Consider the following 17,852-nt stretch of genomic DNA (forward strand, 5'->3'; position numbering starts at 1 on the left):
CATGTCCATCTTCGACTTCCTCAAGCCCAAGAAGAACACCGCGTCGATCGCCAAGGAGCGCCTGCGCATCATCGTCGCGCAGGAGCGTACCCATCGCGGCGCGCCGGACTACCTGCCGCTGCTGCAGCGCGAGCTGCTGGAAGTGATCCGCAAGTACGTCAACATCGACGTCGATGCGGTGAAGGTGGAGATGGCAAAGGACGGCGACCACGACGTGCTGGACATTTCGGTCGCGCTGCCGGAAGACCGTCCGGCCGCGGACTGACGGGCGTCCCTGCCATGGCCGCCGTCCCGGTTTCCACGCCGCCCGAAGCACCGGCGGTACTGCGCCTGCGCGACATCGACGAAGCCGATGTCGTCGCCCTGCTCGCACGTTACGGCCTGCGCTTCGAGCGCATCGCCGACGGCATGCCGATCCCCGGCAGTTTCTGGGGCGACAGCGAGGCCGGCATCATCGCCAGCACGGTGTTCGCGCGCGGCGACACGCCGCTGCATTCGCTGCTGCACGAAGCCTGCCACCTGATCGTCATCCCGCCGTCGCTGCGCTGGCGCATCCACACCGACGCCAGCGATTCGGTGCACGAGGAAGACGCGACCTGCTACCTGCAACTGCTGCTGGCCGACACCCTGCCCGGCTTCGGCATCACGCGGGCGTTCGCGGACATGGACGCCTGGGGCTACACGTTCCGTTTCGGCTCCGCGCGCGCCTGGTTCGAGCGCGACGCCGAGGATGCCGCGCAGTTCCTGCGGGAGTTGCCGCATCTCGCCGGGCTGACCGGCGGTGCGCTCGTCGCGGCCTGAGTCCGCGCCCTCGAATCCGTCCTCGCTTGCGGGAGTCCCGTCGTGGCCAACGTGCTCTACATCGGCAACAAACAGTTGTCCTCGTGGTCGCTGCGGCCGTGGCTGGTGCTGCGCTGGGGCGGCATCCCGTTCGAGGAGCGGCTGATCCGGCTCGACCAGCCCGGCTACGGTCGCCAGGAAATCGCCGCCGTGAAAGCGGTGGCGCCCAACGGCACCGTGCCCGCCCTGCACGCGGACGGCGTCGTCATCTGGGACAGCCTCGCCATCGCCGAATGGGCGGCGGAACAGGTCGCGCCCGGCATGCTCTGGCCCGAAGACCCGGCGCTGCGCGCGCAGGCGCGTTCGGCCACCTGCGAGATGCATTCGGGCTTCGCCGCAGTGCGTCGCGATCTGTCGATGAACCTCGCGCTGCGCCTGCCCGCGCAACCGGACTGGGCCGACGACACCCGCCGCGGCCTGGCGCGCATCGACGCGCTCTGGCGCGAACTGCGTGAACGCCACGCCGCGCTCGGGCCGTATCTCTTCGGGCGCCGCAGCATCGCCGATGCGTTCTTCACGCCGGTCGCCACCCGCCTGCGCAGCTATTCCGTGCCTTGCGACGGCGTCGTCGCCGAATACCGCGACACGCTGCTGTCCGATCCCGACTTCCTCGCCTGGGAAGCCGACGGTCTGCGCGAGCGTCCCGCCGAACACGCGCCGCGCTGAACATCTCCGGCGCGGCCCGGCACGCACCGGCCTTGCGGCGGCCGGTCGCCGCGACTAGCCTGCCGCACAGACGCCGCCCGGCCCGGAGATCGCCCGTGACCCCTCGCACCACCCTGCTCACCCTCGCCATCGGTGCGAGCCTGCTCGCGCTGTCCGCCTGCGACCGCTCCGCGCCGAAGTCCGACGGCACCGCCGGCACCGCCGGCACCACCGCGCCGGCCGAGGCCGACCAGGACGCCGACGCGCTCATCAAGCGCGTCAACCGCGAATACAAGGCCGGCTACCCGGAAATCACCGCCGCGCAGTGGGTGTCCTCGACCTACATCAACGACGACACGCAGCTGGTCGCCGCGAAGGCCAACGAACGCTTCCTCGCCCAGCTCAACGGCTGGATCCGCGCCGCCAAGCCGTTCGAGGGCCAGAAGATGTCGCCGGAGAGCGCACGCTCGATCCTGCTGATGAAGCTGTCGACCGCGATGCCGCCGCCGAACGACCCGAAGAAGCTCGCGGAACTCACCCGCATCGCGTCGAAGATGGAAGGCGACTACGGCGCCGGCAAGTCCTGCACCGGCGAAGGCGACAAGAAGGTGTGCCGCGACCTCGGCGAACTCAGCGACGTGCTCGCGCACAGCCGCGACTACCAGGCCCAGCTCGACGCCTGGCAGGGCTGGCACACCATCTCGCAACCGATGCGCAAGGACTACGTGCGCTTCGTCGAACTGGTGAACGAAGGCGCGAAGGAAATGGGCTTCGCCGACGCCGGCGAGATGTGGCGCTCGGGCTACGACATGACGCCGGCCGAACTCGCCGCCGAGACCGATCGCCTGTGGGGCCAGGTCAAGCCGCTGTACGAGCAGTTGCACTGCTACACCCGCACCCGCCTGCAGGCGAAGTACGGCGCCGACAAGGGCGTGGTCGCCGGCGGCATGCTGCCCGCGCACCTCACCGGCAACATGTGGCAGCAGGACTGGGGCAACCTGTGGGACGTGCTGGAGCCGTACCAGGACGCCGGCAGCCTCGACATCACCTCGGCGCTGGAAAAGCGCTACAAGACCCACTACGCGGAAGAACTCGCGAAGGTCGGCCCGGGGGCCGGCACCGCCGCGCTGGCCGACGCCGAGCACCAGGCGCAGGTCGACACCGCGAAGGAAATGGCGCAGCGCGCCGAGGACTTCTACGTCTCGCTGGGCATGCCCAAGCTGCCGGAAACCTACTGGAGCTACAGCCAGTTCGTGAAGCCGCGCGACCGCGACGTGGTCTGCCACGCCAGCGCCTGGGACATGACCATGGCCGGCGACGTGCGCACCAAGATGTGCATCAAGCCGAACGAGGAAGAGTTCACCACGATCTACCACGAACTCGGCCACGTCTATTACTACCTCGCCTACAACAAGCAGCCGCCGCTGTTCCAGACCGGCGCGCACGACGGCTTCCATGAAGCCATCGGCGACACCATCGTGCTGAGCATGACGCCGGAGTACCTGCAGTCGATCGGCCTGGTCAACGGCCAGCAGCAGTCGCACGACGCGCTGATCAACGCACAGATGCGCATGGCACTGGCGAAGGTGTCGTTCATGCCGTTCGGGCTGATGATCGACCGCTGGCGCTGGGGCGTGTTCGATGGCTCGATCACGCCGGATCACTACAACCAGGCGTGGTGGGAACTGAAGGCGAAGTACCAGGGCGTGGCGCCGGTGACGCCGCGCGGCGAGGAATTCTTCGACGCCGGCGCGAAATACCACGTGCCGGGCAACACGCCGTACACGCGCTACTTCCTCTCGCACATCCTGCAGTTCCAGTTCTACAAGGCACTGTGCGACGCGTCCGGCCACAAGGGCCCGCTGTACCAGTGCAGCTTCTACGGCAACAAGGCCGCGGGGCAGAAGTACTGGGCGATGCTCGGCAAGGGCGCGAGCCAGCCGTGGCAGAAGACGCTGAAGGAGATGACCGGCAGCGAGAAGATGGACGCGTCCGCCGTGCTGGAATATTTCGCGCCGCTGCAGGAATGGCTGAAGCAGCAGAACGAAGGCCAGCGCTGCGGCTGGACGCCGCCGCCGGCGACGGCGATCGCCACCGCGCCGAAGACGCCCGCCAAGGGCTGATCGCGCCACGCGGATAGATGACGGTGATCGACGACGGAAAATAGAAGATCGCCGATGCATGCAACGACGACGCCCCGCGCACGACGCGGGGCGTCGTGCTTTCGGCGTCGCGAAGCGTGCGGTACAGTCTGCACGCCGTTGGATCGACCGGAGCCGACCGCGGCGGCGCGCTTCGCGCAGGCGACACGAAAGGACGCAGCACATGCCGCAACGCATCGACCGCATCCGCACGCTGGCGACGCAATCGCGTTTCCGCATCGGCGCGGTGCGGGTGCATCCGGAGCGGCTGCTCATCGAGCGCGACGATGAAGAGATCGCGCTCGAACCGCGGATCATGGAAGTGCTGGTCGCGCTGGCCGAACACGCCGGCGAAGTGGTCAGCGCCGAGCAACTGCTGATCGAGGTCTGGCGCGGCAGCTTCTACGGCGACAACCCCGTGCATCGCGCGATCGCGCAGCTGCGCCGCCATCTCGGCGACGATCCGCGCAAGCCCGCCTACATCGAGACCATCCGCAAGCGCGGTTATCGCCTCGTCGCGCCGGTCGCGTTTCCCGACGACTACGGACGCCGGCCCTTGCAGGCCAGCGGCTGGTCGGGGCGCAATCCGTACGTCGGCCTCACCGCCTACGACAATCGCCATGCCGACGTGTTCTTCGGTCGCACGCGACTCACTGCGGAGCTGTTGGCGGCATTGCGCCGGCAGCGCGAATCGCAGCGCCGCTTCCTGCTGCTGGTCGGCGCCAGCGGCTGCGGCAAGACCTCGCTGCTGCAGGCCGCGGTGTTGCCGCTGCTGACGCAGTCCGGCGGCTTCGACGGCCTGCAGGCGCTGTCGGTGGCGCAGTGCGATCTCGCGGCGGGCGCGGGCCAGACGCCCGCCGTGCGGCTCGCGTCGGCGCTCGCCGACTGGCAGCTCGACGGCCGCCCGGTGTTCGCGCCGCAGCCGATCGAAGCGCTGGCCGAACGACTGTCGACGCAACCCGGCCTCATCGGCGAGACGCTCGACGACGCCTGGCGCCGACGCACCGTCCGCAACGAAGCGCCGCACGCGCACCTGCTGCTGTTGATCGACCACGCCGAAGCGCTGGTCGCCTCCGACCAGATCGACGCGACGCAGCGGCGACAGGCGTGGGCGATCCTCGATGCGATCTGCGACCACACGCGCGGCGGCGTGCTGATGATCGTGCGCGGCGATTTCTATCCGGCACTGATCGAGGCGCTGCCCGGCATCGCCGATCGCAAGGGCGGCGACGGCCACATCGACGCGCAAGCGCCGACGATCGGCGAGATCGCGCAGATCGTGCGCCTGCCGGCGCACGTGGCCGGCCTGTCCTTCGAGGAAGATGCGGAGACCGGCGCGCGTCTGGACGACGTGCTGCGCGACGCCGCCGTCGGCCGCCCGGACACGCTGCCGCTGCTGCAGCACACGCTGCATGCGCTGCACGAACAGCGCGAGGCCGACGGCACGCTGACCTTTGCCGCGTATCGCGCCGTTGGCGGGCTCGAAGGCGCAATCGCCCACCAGGCCGAGGCCGTCTTCGCCAGCCTGCCCGCGGAAGTGCGCGATCGCCTGGACGAAATCCTCGCCCGGCTGATCCTGTTGCTGCCCGACAGCGACAACCTGGGCACGCGGCGCGTGCCCTGGTCGGCGCTGGAGCACGACGCCTCGCGCCAGCTCGTCGAGGCCTTCATCCGCGGCCGGCTGTTCGTCGGCAGCCACGACGCCGACAGCCCGACGTTCGGCGTCGTGCACGATGCCTTGCTGCGGCAATGGCCGCGCGCCCGCGACTGGGCGCTGGAGAACCGCCGCCTGTTGCAGGCGCACGCGCGCCTGCAACGCGCCGCCGCGCGCTGGGACGAAGCAGGACGACGCGACGACCACCTGCTGCATCCCGGCCAGCCGCTCGGCGAAGCCCTGGAAGTGCGCCGTCGCCTGCCGCAACGGCTGTCTGCGCGCGAAGACGCATTGCTGGAAGCGTCGCTGCGCCGCCGCCAGCGCGGCAAGCGCAAGCGACGCATCGCGATCGCCGCGCTCGCGACGCTGGCGATCACCGCGTCGCTGTTCGCGCTCTGGGCCGTGCGTGCGCAGCGCGAAGCCGAACGCCGGCGCGAGGATGCGCTGCGCCTCTCCGATTTCATGCTGGTGGATCTCGCGGACAAGCTGCGCCCGCTGGGCAATCTCGGCCTGATGCGCGACGTCAGCCAGCAGGCGCTGGACGTGCTCGATCACGACGACGGCGCCACGCGATCGGTCGCGGGCCTGGTCAATCGCGCGCGCGCGCTGCGCACGCTCGGCGAAGTGCTGATGGAAGAGGCCCGCCTGGAGCAGGCGGAACGCGCCTTCGACGGCGCCGCGCACGCGGCGGAGGCGGCCGTCGCACGCGCGCCGACGTCCAGCGATGCCGTGGCCGAGGCCGGCAACGCCGCGTACTGGCTGGGCTACCACTACTACCGCCGCGGCGCGTATCGCCAGGCCGAGGTCTACTGGCGCACCTACCTCAGCCACACCGGCACGCTGCTGCGCCTGGCGCCGAGCAAGCCGGAATGGCTGGTCGAACGCTCGTATGCGCTCAACAACCTCGGCACGCTGGCGAACACGCAGGGCCACGGCGACGAGGCGATCGCACGGTTCCGCGAATCCGCGGCGCTGAAGGCGCGGGCCTCGCGGATGCGGCCGGACGACCTCGACCTGCGCTATGACCTGATCGACACGCTCTCGTGGATCAGCAGTGCCGAGCAGACGCAGGGCCAGCTCGACCGCGCCGCCGCGGGCTACGCCACGCAGCTCGACATGCTGCGCGCGCTGATCCGGCAGCGACCGACCGCACTTGCCTGGGAGCGTCGACTGGCGACCTCGCTGCGCCGCAGTGCCGAACTCGCGCTCATGCGCGGACGCACCGACGACGCGAAGGCCATGCTGGAGGAAAGCATCGCCCGCCTGGCCGCGCTGCTGCCGAAGGCGCCCGAGAACCGCGTGTGGCGGCGCGACCTGGCCCACGCGCTGCTCGATCGCGCGGAACTGGCACGGATCGTCGGCGATGCCTCCGGCGCGATCGCCGACCTGCGTCGCGCAGCCGAACTGTCGTCGGAACTGCAGACGGAAGGCGGCGGCGACCAGACCGAATGGCGTCGCCTCGACGCGCTGATCCGCGTCCGGCTCGCCGCCCTGCGCGCCCAGCCCGTGCGCGAGCGCGAGGCGATGGCCGAGCTGGAGCGCCTGGTCCGGGAGGTGCCCGACGAGGTCCTGGGCCGCAGCGCGCTGGCGAAGGAACTCGTCGCCCACGGCAGGCGTCTGGCCGGTGCGGGCGACACGGCCGGCGCCGCCCGGGCATACGCCCGCGTCCGCGCCCTGCTGTCCGGCGTGGCGCCCGGTTCGCGCGACCCCACGCTGCTCGCGCCGTGGTTGCAGGCGCACCTGCTCGCCGGACTGCGCGCCGACGCCGCGCTCGCCCGCCTGCAGGCGAGCGGCTACCGCCATCCGGACGTCGACCTGCCGTCCGCCCCTTCCCCCCTGCCGGCCCCCGACCCCACGCCGTGAGCCGACTGTCTGCCCGTCCACCCCAACAGGAGCTTCCCGTGTCGCACGCAGGCCATCTCTGGAACATCACCATCACCATCGTCGGCGGCATCGCCACCTTCGATCCCCCGCCAGGCAAGCAGGGCTACCAGTTCGCGAAGAACGCCCGCCGCGGCGTCATCGCCTTCACCCTCGCCTCGGACGACTACGCCTTCATCGGCTGCACCTACGTGCCGGTGAAGGGCGACATGCCCGGCGTCGAAGCCCGCTGGGGCCACGCCGTCCGCAACACGAGGGAACTGGTCGTGACCTTCGGCTATCCCGAAGGCGTGATCCATGACGGCCACCTGCGCCTGGAGTACATGCACCGGACCAGCAAGCACACCGACGTGATCGACCCGCAGGTCGGCAACGACGGCCAGACCGGCGGTTTCCTGCCCAATCCCTGACCGGAACGACGGGCAGGCCCGGGCTCGCGGGGCCTGCCCGACCGATCGCGCACGGCGACGAATCCATTTCGAATCAATCACCTGCAAACCGACAGGTTTCCATCAGGCATGCCGACCGGCTGCTGCGGATGCTGGCACCGCGTTCCCGAGAAACGCCCGGCACGGGCCAAGAGGAACGTGGTCGCGTCGACCCACGACGCATTCCACAAGGAGCACTCCCATGTCCAAGAAGGCCGAACTCGCCGCTTCCGCCCAGCAGATCAACATCCTGATCGTGATCGACACCGAATACGTGAAGACCAACTACCCGCACCCGAGCCAGGATCCGAACAACCCGACCGGCATCAACCACAACAGCCAGTTCATGATCTGCACCGGCTCGCGCGGCTCCGTGACCGGCCAGGGCACTGCCGACCTGAGCTTCCAGGCCAACCCGGGCGACTACGTCTCCTTCGCCGGCACCTCCATCTACGACAACTCGGACGACGCCGTGATCATCTACGGCATCAAGTACTGGCAGGGCGACCACGTCTTCAACCAGTTCGTGCCCGACGTGGTGAAGCGCCAGAAGGCCGTGATGCCCGACCCGAACACCACCAACGGCCTGCCCGCGATCCAGGGCCCGGTGAGCTTCAGCTCGATCGATTCCAAGGTCTCGCAGGCCGGCACCGAGAACTTCTACGTGTACTTCGCGCTGTACACCCTCGCCAGCGACGGCGAGACGCAGAACCTCTTCGGCTACTACTACTGGGATCCGCAGATCCGCGTCAGCTGATCGACAGAATCTATCGTTGCCACCTGCAGCGATCGACCGCGCATGTCCCGGCATCCTCTCGATGCCGGGACATGTCGACAGTCATGCTTGACAACCGCACGGCCCCACGAGAAAACGATTGCGTTGCAGCACGCACGGATCGTTCGAGACATCAACGTCGACCGCGCGCCACACGGCGCCGGATCAGGGGGCGGGCATGGAGCACGATCAGCAACTTCGCGTCACACGCGCCGCGGAACGCCTCGCGTTCCGACCATGTCGACCATTCCGGAAACGCACACCGTCGGCCCGTTCCTGAGCCGATACGCACCCCGCGTCCAACGAATGCCCGACGAGGTATGGCATGGCCCAGCGCACCGAGCGCTCCCGTTTCCGCATCGGCGAACTGCTGGTGCATCCGGATCGCAATGTCGTCGTCCGCGAGGGCGAGGACATCCGGCTTGAGCCGATGTGGATGAAGCTGCTGGTCTGCCTCGCCGAGAACCGCGACAAGCCGCAGAGCACGCTGCAATTGATGCGCGAGGTCTGGCACCACACCGACCTTGAAGACAGCGCAGTCCACATCGGGATATCGAAACTGCGCAAGGCACTCCGCGATGACAGCCGTACCCCACGGTACATCGAGAACATCCGGGGCCAGGGCTACCGCCTGATCGCACCAGTGGCCCTGCCGGGCGATTACCTGAGCAGCCGCCCTGCCCCTTGCACGTGGGCAGGAAACCCTTACGTCGGTCTGGAAGCATTCGACGAAGCATATGCCGACGTCTTCCGCGGACGCGGCGATGCCATCGACAAGGTCGTCAAGGCCATGCGTTCGCAGCACGACAACGGCCGCAGGTTCGTCCTGCTGGTCGGCGCGAGCGGCAGCGGCAAGACCTCCCTGCTGCGCGCCGGCGTGATTCCGCGACTGGTGGGCAACGGTGGCGAGGATGGACTGCGCACCTTGTCGGCGGCCCGCTGCGACCTCGGAACCGTCCGTGGAGACGAAGTGCCCGGCGCACTGGCGGCGGCCCTTGCGACATGGACGCTGGAAGGCCGCCCCGTGCTGCCGCCGCAACCGATGGAATCGCTGACCCGGCTCCTGACCGGGAATCCGGCATCGCTCCACGCGCCGATCGACGAAGCCTTCCGGCGCATCGCCCTGTCTCCCGACGCCGCCCCGGGCGCCCACCTGCTGCTGGTCCTGGACCACGCCGAAGGCCTCGTCGCGAGCAGCGAACAGGACCCGGCATGCCACGACACGTTCGTCCGGATCCTGGACGCCCTCTGCGACCACCCCCGCATCCTCGCTGCGATGGTCGTCCGCAGCGATTTCTACCCGAAGCTGATGGAAGCCGTGCCCGCGCTGATGGAACGCAAGGGCAGCCTCGGCCATGTCGACGTGCCCCGTCCCACGGCAATCGAGATCAACGACATCATCACACTGCCCGCGATCAGCGCCGGTCTGGAGTTTGAACGCGACCCCGGCACTTCCGCGGCCCATTACCTCAACCACACGCTCTCCGAAGCCGCACGCGGCCAGGCCGACGTGCTGCCGCTGCTGCAGCACACGCTGCACGAACTCTACAAGCGTTGCGCCGACGACAGACTGCTGACCTACGCCGCCTACCGCGAAATCGGCGAACTGGAAGGGGCAATCGCGCAGCGAGCGGAGACGGTGTTCGCGTCATTGCCCGTGGACGCGAGGGACAGTCTCGACGTGGTGCTGGGACAGCTGGTCATCGTCGATCCGGAATCTGGTGCGGTGCGGGGCCGCCGCGCCGACTGGGACGACCTGCCGCCCACGGCGGCGACGCTCGTGAAGGCCTTCCTCGATGCGCGACTGTTCTCCAGCGCCTTCGACGACGGGCGCTCGAAGTACGGCGTTGCGCACGAGGCCCTGCTGCGGCAGTGGCCGCGCGCGCGCGAGTGGGTGAAGGAAAACAAGCGCATCCTGCAGGCCAGCCATCGCCTGCGCGACGCCAGGACACGCTGGACAAGGAGTGGAAGACGACGGGACTTGCTGCTCAATCCAGGACTTCCACTGGACGAGGCAACGTTGGTCGAGCGCGCATTGCCGGAAACGCTGGATCGCGATGCACGCGACTTCATCGAGGCATCGAAACGGCTCGTCGGCCGCCGTCGGAGAAGGGCGCAGGCTGCTGCCGCCGCGCTCGCTGTCCTCGCACTGATCTCCGCGATGCTGGCATCGACGTCCATCAGTGCCAGGCACGATGCGGATGCAAGACGCCGGTATGCGCAGGACGTGACGGGTTTCATGCTCGTGGATCTCGATGAGGCCGCGGGTGTGCTGGACGACCTCAGCCTGCCCGAGCGAATGAGCGCAAAGGTCATCGCCGACTGCACGAAACGGCAACGACCGCCCCCCGACGCACAGGATCTGGTCAACTGCTCGCGAGCCCATCGCATCCGCGGCCGCGTGCTGCATGCGCAGGGCCATCGACCGGCCGCTGAAGCGCAATTCAGGACGGCCGCGGCGATGGCCGAACAAGCATCGAGACTGGATCCTGGATCGCAGGACGCGATCAACGAACAGGGACAGTCCGACTTCTGGAAAGGGATGCTCGAATACGACGTCAACCGCTTCGATGCGACCTGGGCGCACTGGACTTGCTATCTGCGGCATGCCACCCGGTTGCTTGCACTCGCGCCCGACAATCCGAAGTGGATGTTCGAGGTGTCATTCGCGGCGACCAATCTGGGCATCATCGAGAAGCGTCGCGGACACACCGCCAACGCGATCCGTCTGTTCGAAGCCTCCGCGGAGGCGAAGCGGAGCGCGCTCACCCTGCTGCCCTACAACGAGTCCTACCACCAGCAGTACCTCGACACACTCTCGTGGATCAGCAGCACACTGGAGGACGAAGGCCGACTGGACGAGGCGTCCCGTGGATACGAAACGCAGATCAAGGCGTTGCGAATACTGATCGATCAGCACCCGACGGCGGACAGCTGGAAACTCAGGCTCGCGAACTACCTGCAACTCGATGCGAACCTGCAGACCGATCGCGGCGAACTGGAACGCGCAGAGGACAGTGCGACCGACAGCATCACGATGTTGGAACACCTCAACGACCGGCACGCGGAACGCTCGAAGTGGAAGGTCGAACTGGCCCGCGGCCATCTGATCCGTGCCGACGTTCTGCGCGCACGCGGGGATGTCATCGGGGCGTCGGTAGACGTCGGAAGCGCGGCGACGCTCCTCGCCCAGGCGCCGAAGGAAATGCGTGGTGATCTACCGTGGCGTCGCCAGGACATCCTGGTGCGTTTCCTGACGTCGCGGGGTACGGCAGGCGGTGGGCATCCGGAAACCGCCCGCACCGCCCTGCGGGAAATGACCCGGCTGCAGAAGGACCACCCAGGCGACGAAATCGGGATGGAACTCGTGCAAATGCTCACGATGCAAGCCGGCGACCTCGAATCCGCCAATCGCAGAAGCGAAGCGGCCTCGATCCATCGCGAAGCGCTGCGCGTGCTCGACCTGCTGACCCGCAAGCGCACCCATCGCTGGACGCAGGCGCATGCGGGGGCCATCGCGGCCCTGCAACGACTGGAGTGACGTGCCGCACGGCCGATGCACGGCCTGCGACATCGCGCAGACGATCGACCCACGACGTACCTTGTCAGCGTGATGACGTGCACGGTGCGAGCCCATGCCTTGCGTGCGGACCGACGCGAGCGCGGAACGATGCCGAAACGAGCCGGCCAGCCACGCAGGCCGCAGGGATGATGGAGCCTCACCCGAACGGAATGGAGAGTCTTCCTCGTGACTTCGCTCGTCCTTCTCAACGACCCCGATCGCCTCGCGCCGCTCCAGTCGTGCATGCTCCGCCTCTTCATCGACCAGGCCACGGGCGAGTACAGGTATCGCTTTTCCAAGCCCGCGATCCTGCTCAGCAAACCGGGGGAGCCGGTCGATTTCTTCCTGATCAACGAAATCCCGAACACGTCGCTCGGCATCCTCAAGCACATCTCGACCCCCTGCGAGGCGGCCGGCACCGCACCGCAGAAGGTCACGATCGAGAGCCTAGATTCGAAGCCGCCGCCCGCCGGCCCCAACCCCTACGCAGACAAGCCGACGCGGGCGAGCTACACCTTCACCCTGGAGGAGTACGAGATGCTCAACATCGGTCTGGTCGTGGAAGTCCGGCACGACGACGGCCGCGACCCGATCGCGCTGATCTGCGACCCGCAGGTGGGCAACGGCCCGCCGTGACGGGGTCGGCATGACCGCTTCCGCATGCCGGTCTATCCGACCGGCATGCAGTCCTGGGTGCCGCGCCTAACCGCGACGTGGAAAATCAGGACTTTGCGGTCCATAAGGTTTCCGCAAGGGACATCCGGAAGCGGTTCGGGGAGGGTCGGCGGGCCCCGCGGCGAGGTCGTCGTGGGGACGTCGGGGGTCCGGCAAGGACCTCCCCCTTCGTCCGCTTCCGGAGCCCGTCATGACCGATTCGCCCGTTTCGCCCCTCCCGGTCGTCCTCTGCGCGCTGCTCGACGACGCCCGCCCGCAGTCCTCTCCTTCTCCCGCCGACGCCGCCGCGCTGGCCGAGCCGGTGGGCAACCCGCCGCCGGCGCCGGCCGGGGCGCCGCCGTCCGCCCCGCCCGATCCGCCTGCCGGCGTGGTGATTCCCTGGCCCGGGCCGACTCCGCCCGCGGAGCCGCCCGCCGATCCGCGCGGCCGCATCCGGCTGAACGGTGCGCTGCTGCGGCGGCTGCGCATCGGCAAGCTGCTGAGCCAGCAGGACCTCGTCTACGCGTTCGAGGACGCCAACATCCGCATCTCGATCGCGACCCTCAAGCGCGTCGAATCCCCGCGCGGGACCATGGTCCGGTTCCGCATCGCCCGCGAGTTCGCGAAGTATTACGAAGTGCCGGTCGAGACGCTGCTGTTGCCGAATCCGTGAAACCCCATCGGGAGACGCGCATGGACAGGGATGAAGCGCTTCACATCGCGGCCCGCGACACCCTCGTGCACATCGCGGGGGTGTCAGGGCGGCCCGCCAAGGACTTGCGGCCCGGGCAGTCGTTGACCGTCGATCTGGGGTTGGCCGACCCGGACCTCGCGGTGCTGTCCGTCTACCAGCACCGGGTCGCCGGCCGGCTGCGGCCCGGCGGGCCGGCGGTACCGCTGTCGGTCGACGTGCTCTACGACTGCGTGGTCTGGGAGGTCCTGGCCCTGACCGTGCAGCGGGCGACGGGCCGGTCGCTCGATGCAACCCGGGCCTGCGCGCTGCTGGTCGAGGCCGCGGCCGGCCTGCGCGGGGTGCCGCCCCGGCCGTCGCCGGGCGATCCGCACGGGCGAAGCTGACAGCCCCGGCAGGGGTGCGCGATACTCGCGGCATGTCCGCACCCCGCCGCCTCGCCGATCTCGCCGCCCAGCCGCTGGAGCGGGCGCTCGCGCTGCCGGCGCGCTGCTACGTCGATCCGGCGATCCCGGCGCTCGACCGCCGGGCGATCTTCAACCGCGGCTGGCAGCTGATCGCGCACGTCAGCCGGCTGCGCGCACCGGGCGACCACGTGGTCGTCGATTTCGGCGGTCTGCCGGTGATCGCGGTGCGCGGCGACGACGGCGTGGTCCGCGCGATGCACAACGTCTGCCGCCATCGCGCCGGCCCGCTGGCGCAGTGCGACGGCCTCGGCGCGAAGGCGCTGCGCTGCCGCTACCACGGCTGGACCTACACCCTCGACGGGCGCCTGCGCAGCGCGACCGAGATGGCGGGCGTGCCCGACTTCGACCCCACCGACATCCGCCTGCCGCAGCTCGCGGTGCGCGAGTGGCAGGGCATGCTGTTCGCGACCGTCGACGAGGCCGCGGCACCGCCGTTCGAGGCCTTCGTCGCCGGCATCGACGCCCGCATCGGCCCGGATCGGCGGTTGGCCGACTTCGCCCACCACCAGCACGTGGCCTACGAGATCGCCTGCCACTGGAAGGTGTACGTCGACAATTACCTCGAGGGCTATCACGTCCCGCACGTGCATCCCGAGCTGAACCGGCTGCTGGACTACCGCAGCTACGTCACCGAGACCGCCGAGTGGTATTCGTTCCAGTGGAGCCCGCTGGAAAGCGGCGACGGCCTCTACGGCAACGGTGACGCGTTGTATTACTGGCTGTGGCCGAACACGATGCTGAACATCCTGCCCGGCCGCCTGCAGACCAACCGCGTGGTGCCGATCGCCCCGGACCGCTGCCGCGTGGAGTTCGATTTCTACTACGCACCGGACGACAGCGAGGCCGGGCAGGCCCGCCGCGCCGCCGACCGGGATTTCAGCGATGTCGTGCAGGACGAGGACATCGCGATCTGCGAGGACGTGCAGCGCGGCCTTGCCTCCGGTTCCTACGAGGCGGGACGCCTCAACCCGCTGCGCGAGAACGCGGTGCATCATTTCCATGAACGGGTGCGCCGTGCCTACCGCGAGGCGGAGACGGCCGATCGCGAGTGACGCCACCCCGCCCTTCCTTCCGAACCTTCCAGAAGCCAACGCCATGTCGACCTTCCGCCTCACCCTCGCCCTCCTGACCGCGATCGCCGCCACCGCGCCGACGATCGCCGCCGCGTCCGAAGCCCCGGGCGAACCGAGCCGGACCGCGCCCGCGGCCGCCATCCACTGGCGCGCCGCCGCCTTCCCGTCCGCGAACGTCGCGCGCATGGAATACGGCGCGGTGTCGGCCAGGCGACTGCTCGACCTCCAGCGCAAGAACGCGGCCCCTGGCCTGAAGGCGACCCAGATCGGCATCGGCCGCGACGCCGTGCAGGAAGGCGCGCAGTCGCACCTGCCGGCGCTGAAGTGGATGCCCGCCGCCGGCGGCTGGGTGGCGCGGGCCGAAGTGCGTTCGACGGACGCGATGGCCCTGCGCGTGGGCCTGGACGTGAGCGCGCTGTCCGACCGCGTGGAACTGCGCTTCGCGGGTTCGGCCCGTCCGAACGACGTGGTCGCGGTGATGACCGGTGCCGAAGTCAAGCGCCTGCCCGGCACCGACGGCCACTTCTGGACGCCCGGCACCGACGGCGAATCGCAGATCATCGAGATCTTCCGTCCGAAGGGCGTGCCGGCGTCCGCCGCGCGCATCGACGCGCCGGTGCTGTCGCACCTCGTGGCCGACAGCCGCAACAGCTTCAAGCTGGTCGAGAAGATCGGCGAATCCGGCAGTTGCAACGTCAACGTGATCTGCCGCGTCAACGAACTGGGCCAGGACTACGTCAACGCCAAGAACGCGGTCGCGCGCATGGTGTTCGTGGTCGGCAGCAGCAGCTACCTGTGCACCGGCACGCTGCTGGCCGACACCGTGCCGCAGACGCAGGTGCCGTATTTCCTCAGCGCGAACCACTGCTTCTCCAGCAACACCAACGCGGCGCCCGTGCCGTCGCAGATGCAGACGGTCGCGAACACGCTGAACACGTACTGGAACTACGAGACCACGGCCTGCAGCAACTTCACCTCGACCACGGTCAGCCAGCTGGCAGGCGGCGCGACGTACCTGTTCTCGGACAACAACACCGACGGCATGTTCATCCGCCTCAACAACGCGCCGCCGGCGACCGCGTACTTCGCAGGCTGGAACGCGGCGGCGATCACCGACGGCACCGCCGTCGTCGCGATCCACCATCCGGCCGGCGACGCGAAGAAGGTCTCGTCCGGCCAGGTGATGAGCAAGGACGCCGACAACATCGAGATCGCGTGGCTCAGCGGCACCACCGAAGGCGGCAGCAGCGGCTCGGCGCTGTTCACCACCGGCGCGAACGGCTACGTGGTGCGCGGCGGCCTGTACGGCGGCTTCGCGTCTTGCTCGAACACGGGCTCGACCTCGAACACGCAGAACCGCGACTACTACTCGCGCCTCGACGTGTACTTCCCCAACATCAAGAGCTGGCTGGAACCGCAGCCGGCGGTGCTCAACGGCAACGGGCCGCGCCATCACACCCGCCCCGGCACCGCCACCGTGCCGTCGGCACAGGCCGCGCAGGCGCAACCGACGACCACCGCCACGCCGCGCGGGGCACGACTGGTTCCGGTCGTGCGCGAAGGCGCCGGCCGCAAGTGACGGTCCGTCGCTGACGCCACGGACGTGACGGCCGATCCGCAAAGGTGAGCGCCGGGTCGCGTCCTCTCGGATTGTGGTCCGCGATCGCGCTGGTCGCGGGCAACATGATCGGCAGCGGGGTGTTCCTGCTGCCGGCGTCGCTGGCTCCCTACGGCGCGCTCGGCCTGTACGGCTGGGCGATCACGCTCTGCGGCGCGCTGTTGCTGGCCCTGACCTTCTCGCACCTCGCCGCGCGCGGCGCACAGGCGGGCGGGCCCTACGCCTACGCCCGCGAGGCCTTCGGCGACACCGTCGGCTTCGCGATCGCGTGGAGCTACTGGATCTCGATCTGGTGCGCGAACGCGGCCATCGCAGTCGCCTTCGCGGGCAGCCTGGGCGCGCTGTTCCCGGCGCTGGTGGCGACGCCTGCGCGCGGCGCGTCGCTCGCACTGGCGGCGCTGTGGCTGTGTGCGGCGATCAACCTCGCCGGCGTGCGCGAGGCCGGGCGTGCGCAGGTGCTGACCACGATCCTCAAGGTGCTGCCGCTGCTGCTGTTCGGCGGCATCGCGATCTGGTGGCTGGATCCGTCGAAATTCGCCGATCCCGGCCAGGCCATCGCCGCCGCCGCGAAGGCCGGCGCGCCGGCGTCGACCTTCGGCGCGGTGCACGCGACCGTCGCGCTCGCGCTGTGGGCGTTCCTCGGGCTGGAAGCGGCGACCATTCCCGCCGGCGCCATCCACGACGCCGAACGCACGATTCCCCGCGCGACGCTGATCGGCACGCTGCTGGCCGGCGTCGCCACCCTGCTCGCCTGCACCGCGGTGCTCGGCCTGCTCTCGCCCGACGCCGCCATGGCGTCCACCGCACCGATGGCCGATGCCGCACGCCTGCTGTGGGGCCCGGCGGCCGGCGTGGGCATCGCGGTGGTCGCGGCGATCTCCTGCCTCGGCGCGCTCAACGGCTGGGTGCTGCTGTCGGCGCAGTTGCCGATGGCCGCCGCCGAGGACGGCCTGTTCCCGCGCGCGTTCGCCATGCTGGATGCACGCGGCACGCCGCGCTTCGGCATCTGGGTGGGCACCGTGCTCGCGAGCCTGCTGGTGGTCGCGAAATACACCGGCCCGCTCGGCGAGGTCTACACGTTCTCGATCCTGCTCTCGACCGCCGCGACGCTGCTGCCGTACGTCTTCAGCAGCGCGGCGTGGCTGCGCCTGGGCCACAACGGTCGCGTGGCAGCCGCACTGGCCTTGCTCTACAGCGTCTACGCGCTGCTCGGCACCGGCAGCGAAGCGCTGGTCTGGGGCGCAGTGCTCGTGCTCGCGGGGCTGCCACTGCACGCATGGCGGCGCATGCGTTCGACGCGTTAACGCTGCGCGAACGCAAATTTCATCCACTTTGTACATCGCGTCGCGGCGGATCCGACGCGATGTCGCATTTCCGCATCGAGGATTTCGTTTTCATCGGTGCTTAAGACTGCCCTAATGCG

Annotated in this window: 14 protein-coding genes; all 14 read left to right on the top strand. The window is 69.2% G+C overall.

Annotated elements, in window-relative coordinates; genetic code table 11:
• The first annotated feature begins 1 nt into the window (after position 1).
• The 14 genes from minE to ACT53R_RS01235 all read left to right on the top strand — a co-directional run bounded on the left by minE (position 2) and on the right by ACT53R_RS01235 (position 17,733).
• Positions 2-265 (top strand): cell division topological specificity factor MinE, encoded by a 264-nt coding sequence (minE, locus tag ACT53R_RS01170; protein ID WP_476170000.1) that lies wholly within the window; start codon positions 2-4, stop codon positions 263-265.
• A gap of 14 nt (positions 266-279) precedes the next feature.
• A complete protein-coding gene (locus tag ACT53R_RS01175) occupies positions 280-801 on the top strand; it encodes a hypothetical protein (RefSeq protein ID WP_476170001.1) in 522 nt (173 codons plus the stop codon).
• Positions 802-843: 42 nt separating this feature from the next.
• The gene (locus ACT53R_RS01180; protein WP_476170002.1) at positions 844-1,506 is read left to right on the top strand and encodes a glutathione S-transferase family protein; all 663 of its coding nucleotides are present in this window, start codon (positions 844-846) and stop codon (positions 1,504-1,506) included.
• 95 nt (positions 1,507-1,601) lie between these two features.
• Positions 1,602-3,608 (top strand): M2 family metallopeptidase, encoded by a 2,007-nt coding sequence (locus tag ACT53R_RS01185; RefSeq protein WP_476170003.1) that lies wholly within the window; start codon positions 1,602-1,604, stop codon positions 3,606-3,608.
• A 202-nt stretch (positions 3,609-3,810) separates the two neighbouring features.
• Entirely contained in the window at positions 3,811-7,143 is a 3,333-nt protein-coding gene (locus ACT53R_RS01190) for an nSTAND1 domain-containing NTPase (protein WP_476170004.1), read from the top strand.
• 38 nt (positions 7,144-7,181) lie between these two features.
• A complete protein-coding gene (locus ACT53R_RS01195; protein ID WP_476170005.1) occupies positions 7,182-7,571 on the top strand; it encodes a hypothetical protein in 390 nt (129 codons plus the stop codon).
• A 220-nt stretch (positions 7,572-7,791) separates the two neighbouring features.
• Entirely contained in the window at positions 7,792-8,346 is a 555-nt protein-coding gene (locus tag ACT53R_RS01200) for an inclusion body family protein (RefSeq protein WP_476170006.1), read from the top strand.
• Positions 8,347-8,689: 343 nt separating this feature from the next.
• On the top strand, positions 8,690-11,905 hold the full coding sequence (locus tag ACT53R_RS01205; protein WP_476170007.1) for an nSTAND1 domain-containing NTPase: 3,216 nt from the start codon (positions 8,690-8,692) through the stop codon (positions 11,903-11,905).
• Between the two features lie 207 nt (positions 11,906-12,112).
• On the top strand, positions 12,113-12,562 hold the full coding sequence (locus ACT53R_RS01210; protein ID WP_476170008.1) for a hypothetical protein: 450 nt from the start codon (positions 12,113-12,115) through the stop codon (positions 12,560-12,562).
• 229 nt (positions 12,563-12,791) lie between these two features.
• Positions 12,792-13,253: a helix-turn-helix domain-containing protein gene (locus ACT53R_RS01215; RefSeq protein ID WP_476170009.1), complete on the top strand. Its 462-nt coding sequence runs from the start codon at positions 12,792-12,794 to the stop codon at positions 13,251-13,253.
• Positions 13,254-13,273: 20 nt separating this feature from the next.
• Positions 13,274-13,657, top strand: coding sequence for a hypothetical protein (locus ACT53R_RS01220; RefSeq protein ID WP_476170010.1), 384 nt, complete (start codon positions 13,274-13,276; stop codon positions 13,655-13,657).
• A gap of 32 nt (positions 13,658-13,689) precedes the next feature.
• Positions 13,690-14,790: an aromatic ring-hydroxylating oxygenase subunit alpha gene (locus tag ACT53R_RS01225; RefSeq protein WP_476170011.1), complete on the top strand. Its 1,101-nt coding sequence runs from the start codon at positions 13,690-13,692 to the stop codon at positions 14,788-14,790.
• Positions 14,791-14,833: 43 nt separating this feature from the next.
• The gene (locus ACT53R_RS01230) at positions 14,834-16,390 is read left to right on the top strand and encodes a trypsin-like serine peptidase (RefSeq protein WP_476170012.1); all 1,557 of its coding nucleotides are present in this window, start codon (positions 14,834-14,836) and stop codon (positions 16,388-16,390) included.
• Positions 16,391-16,434: 44 nt separating this feature from the next.
• Entirely contained in the window at positions 16,435-17,733 is a 1,299-nt protein-coding gene (locus ACT53R_RS01235; protein WP_476170013.1) for an amino acid permease, read from the top strand.
• Positions 17,734-17,852: the final 119 nt, after the last annotated feature.

The sequence above is a fragment of the Lysobacter sp. DMC104 genome, assembly GCF_056313665.1.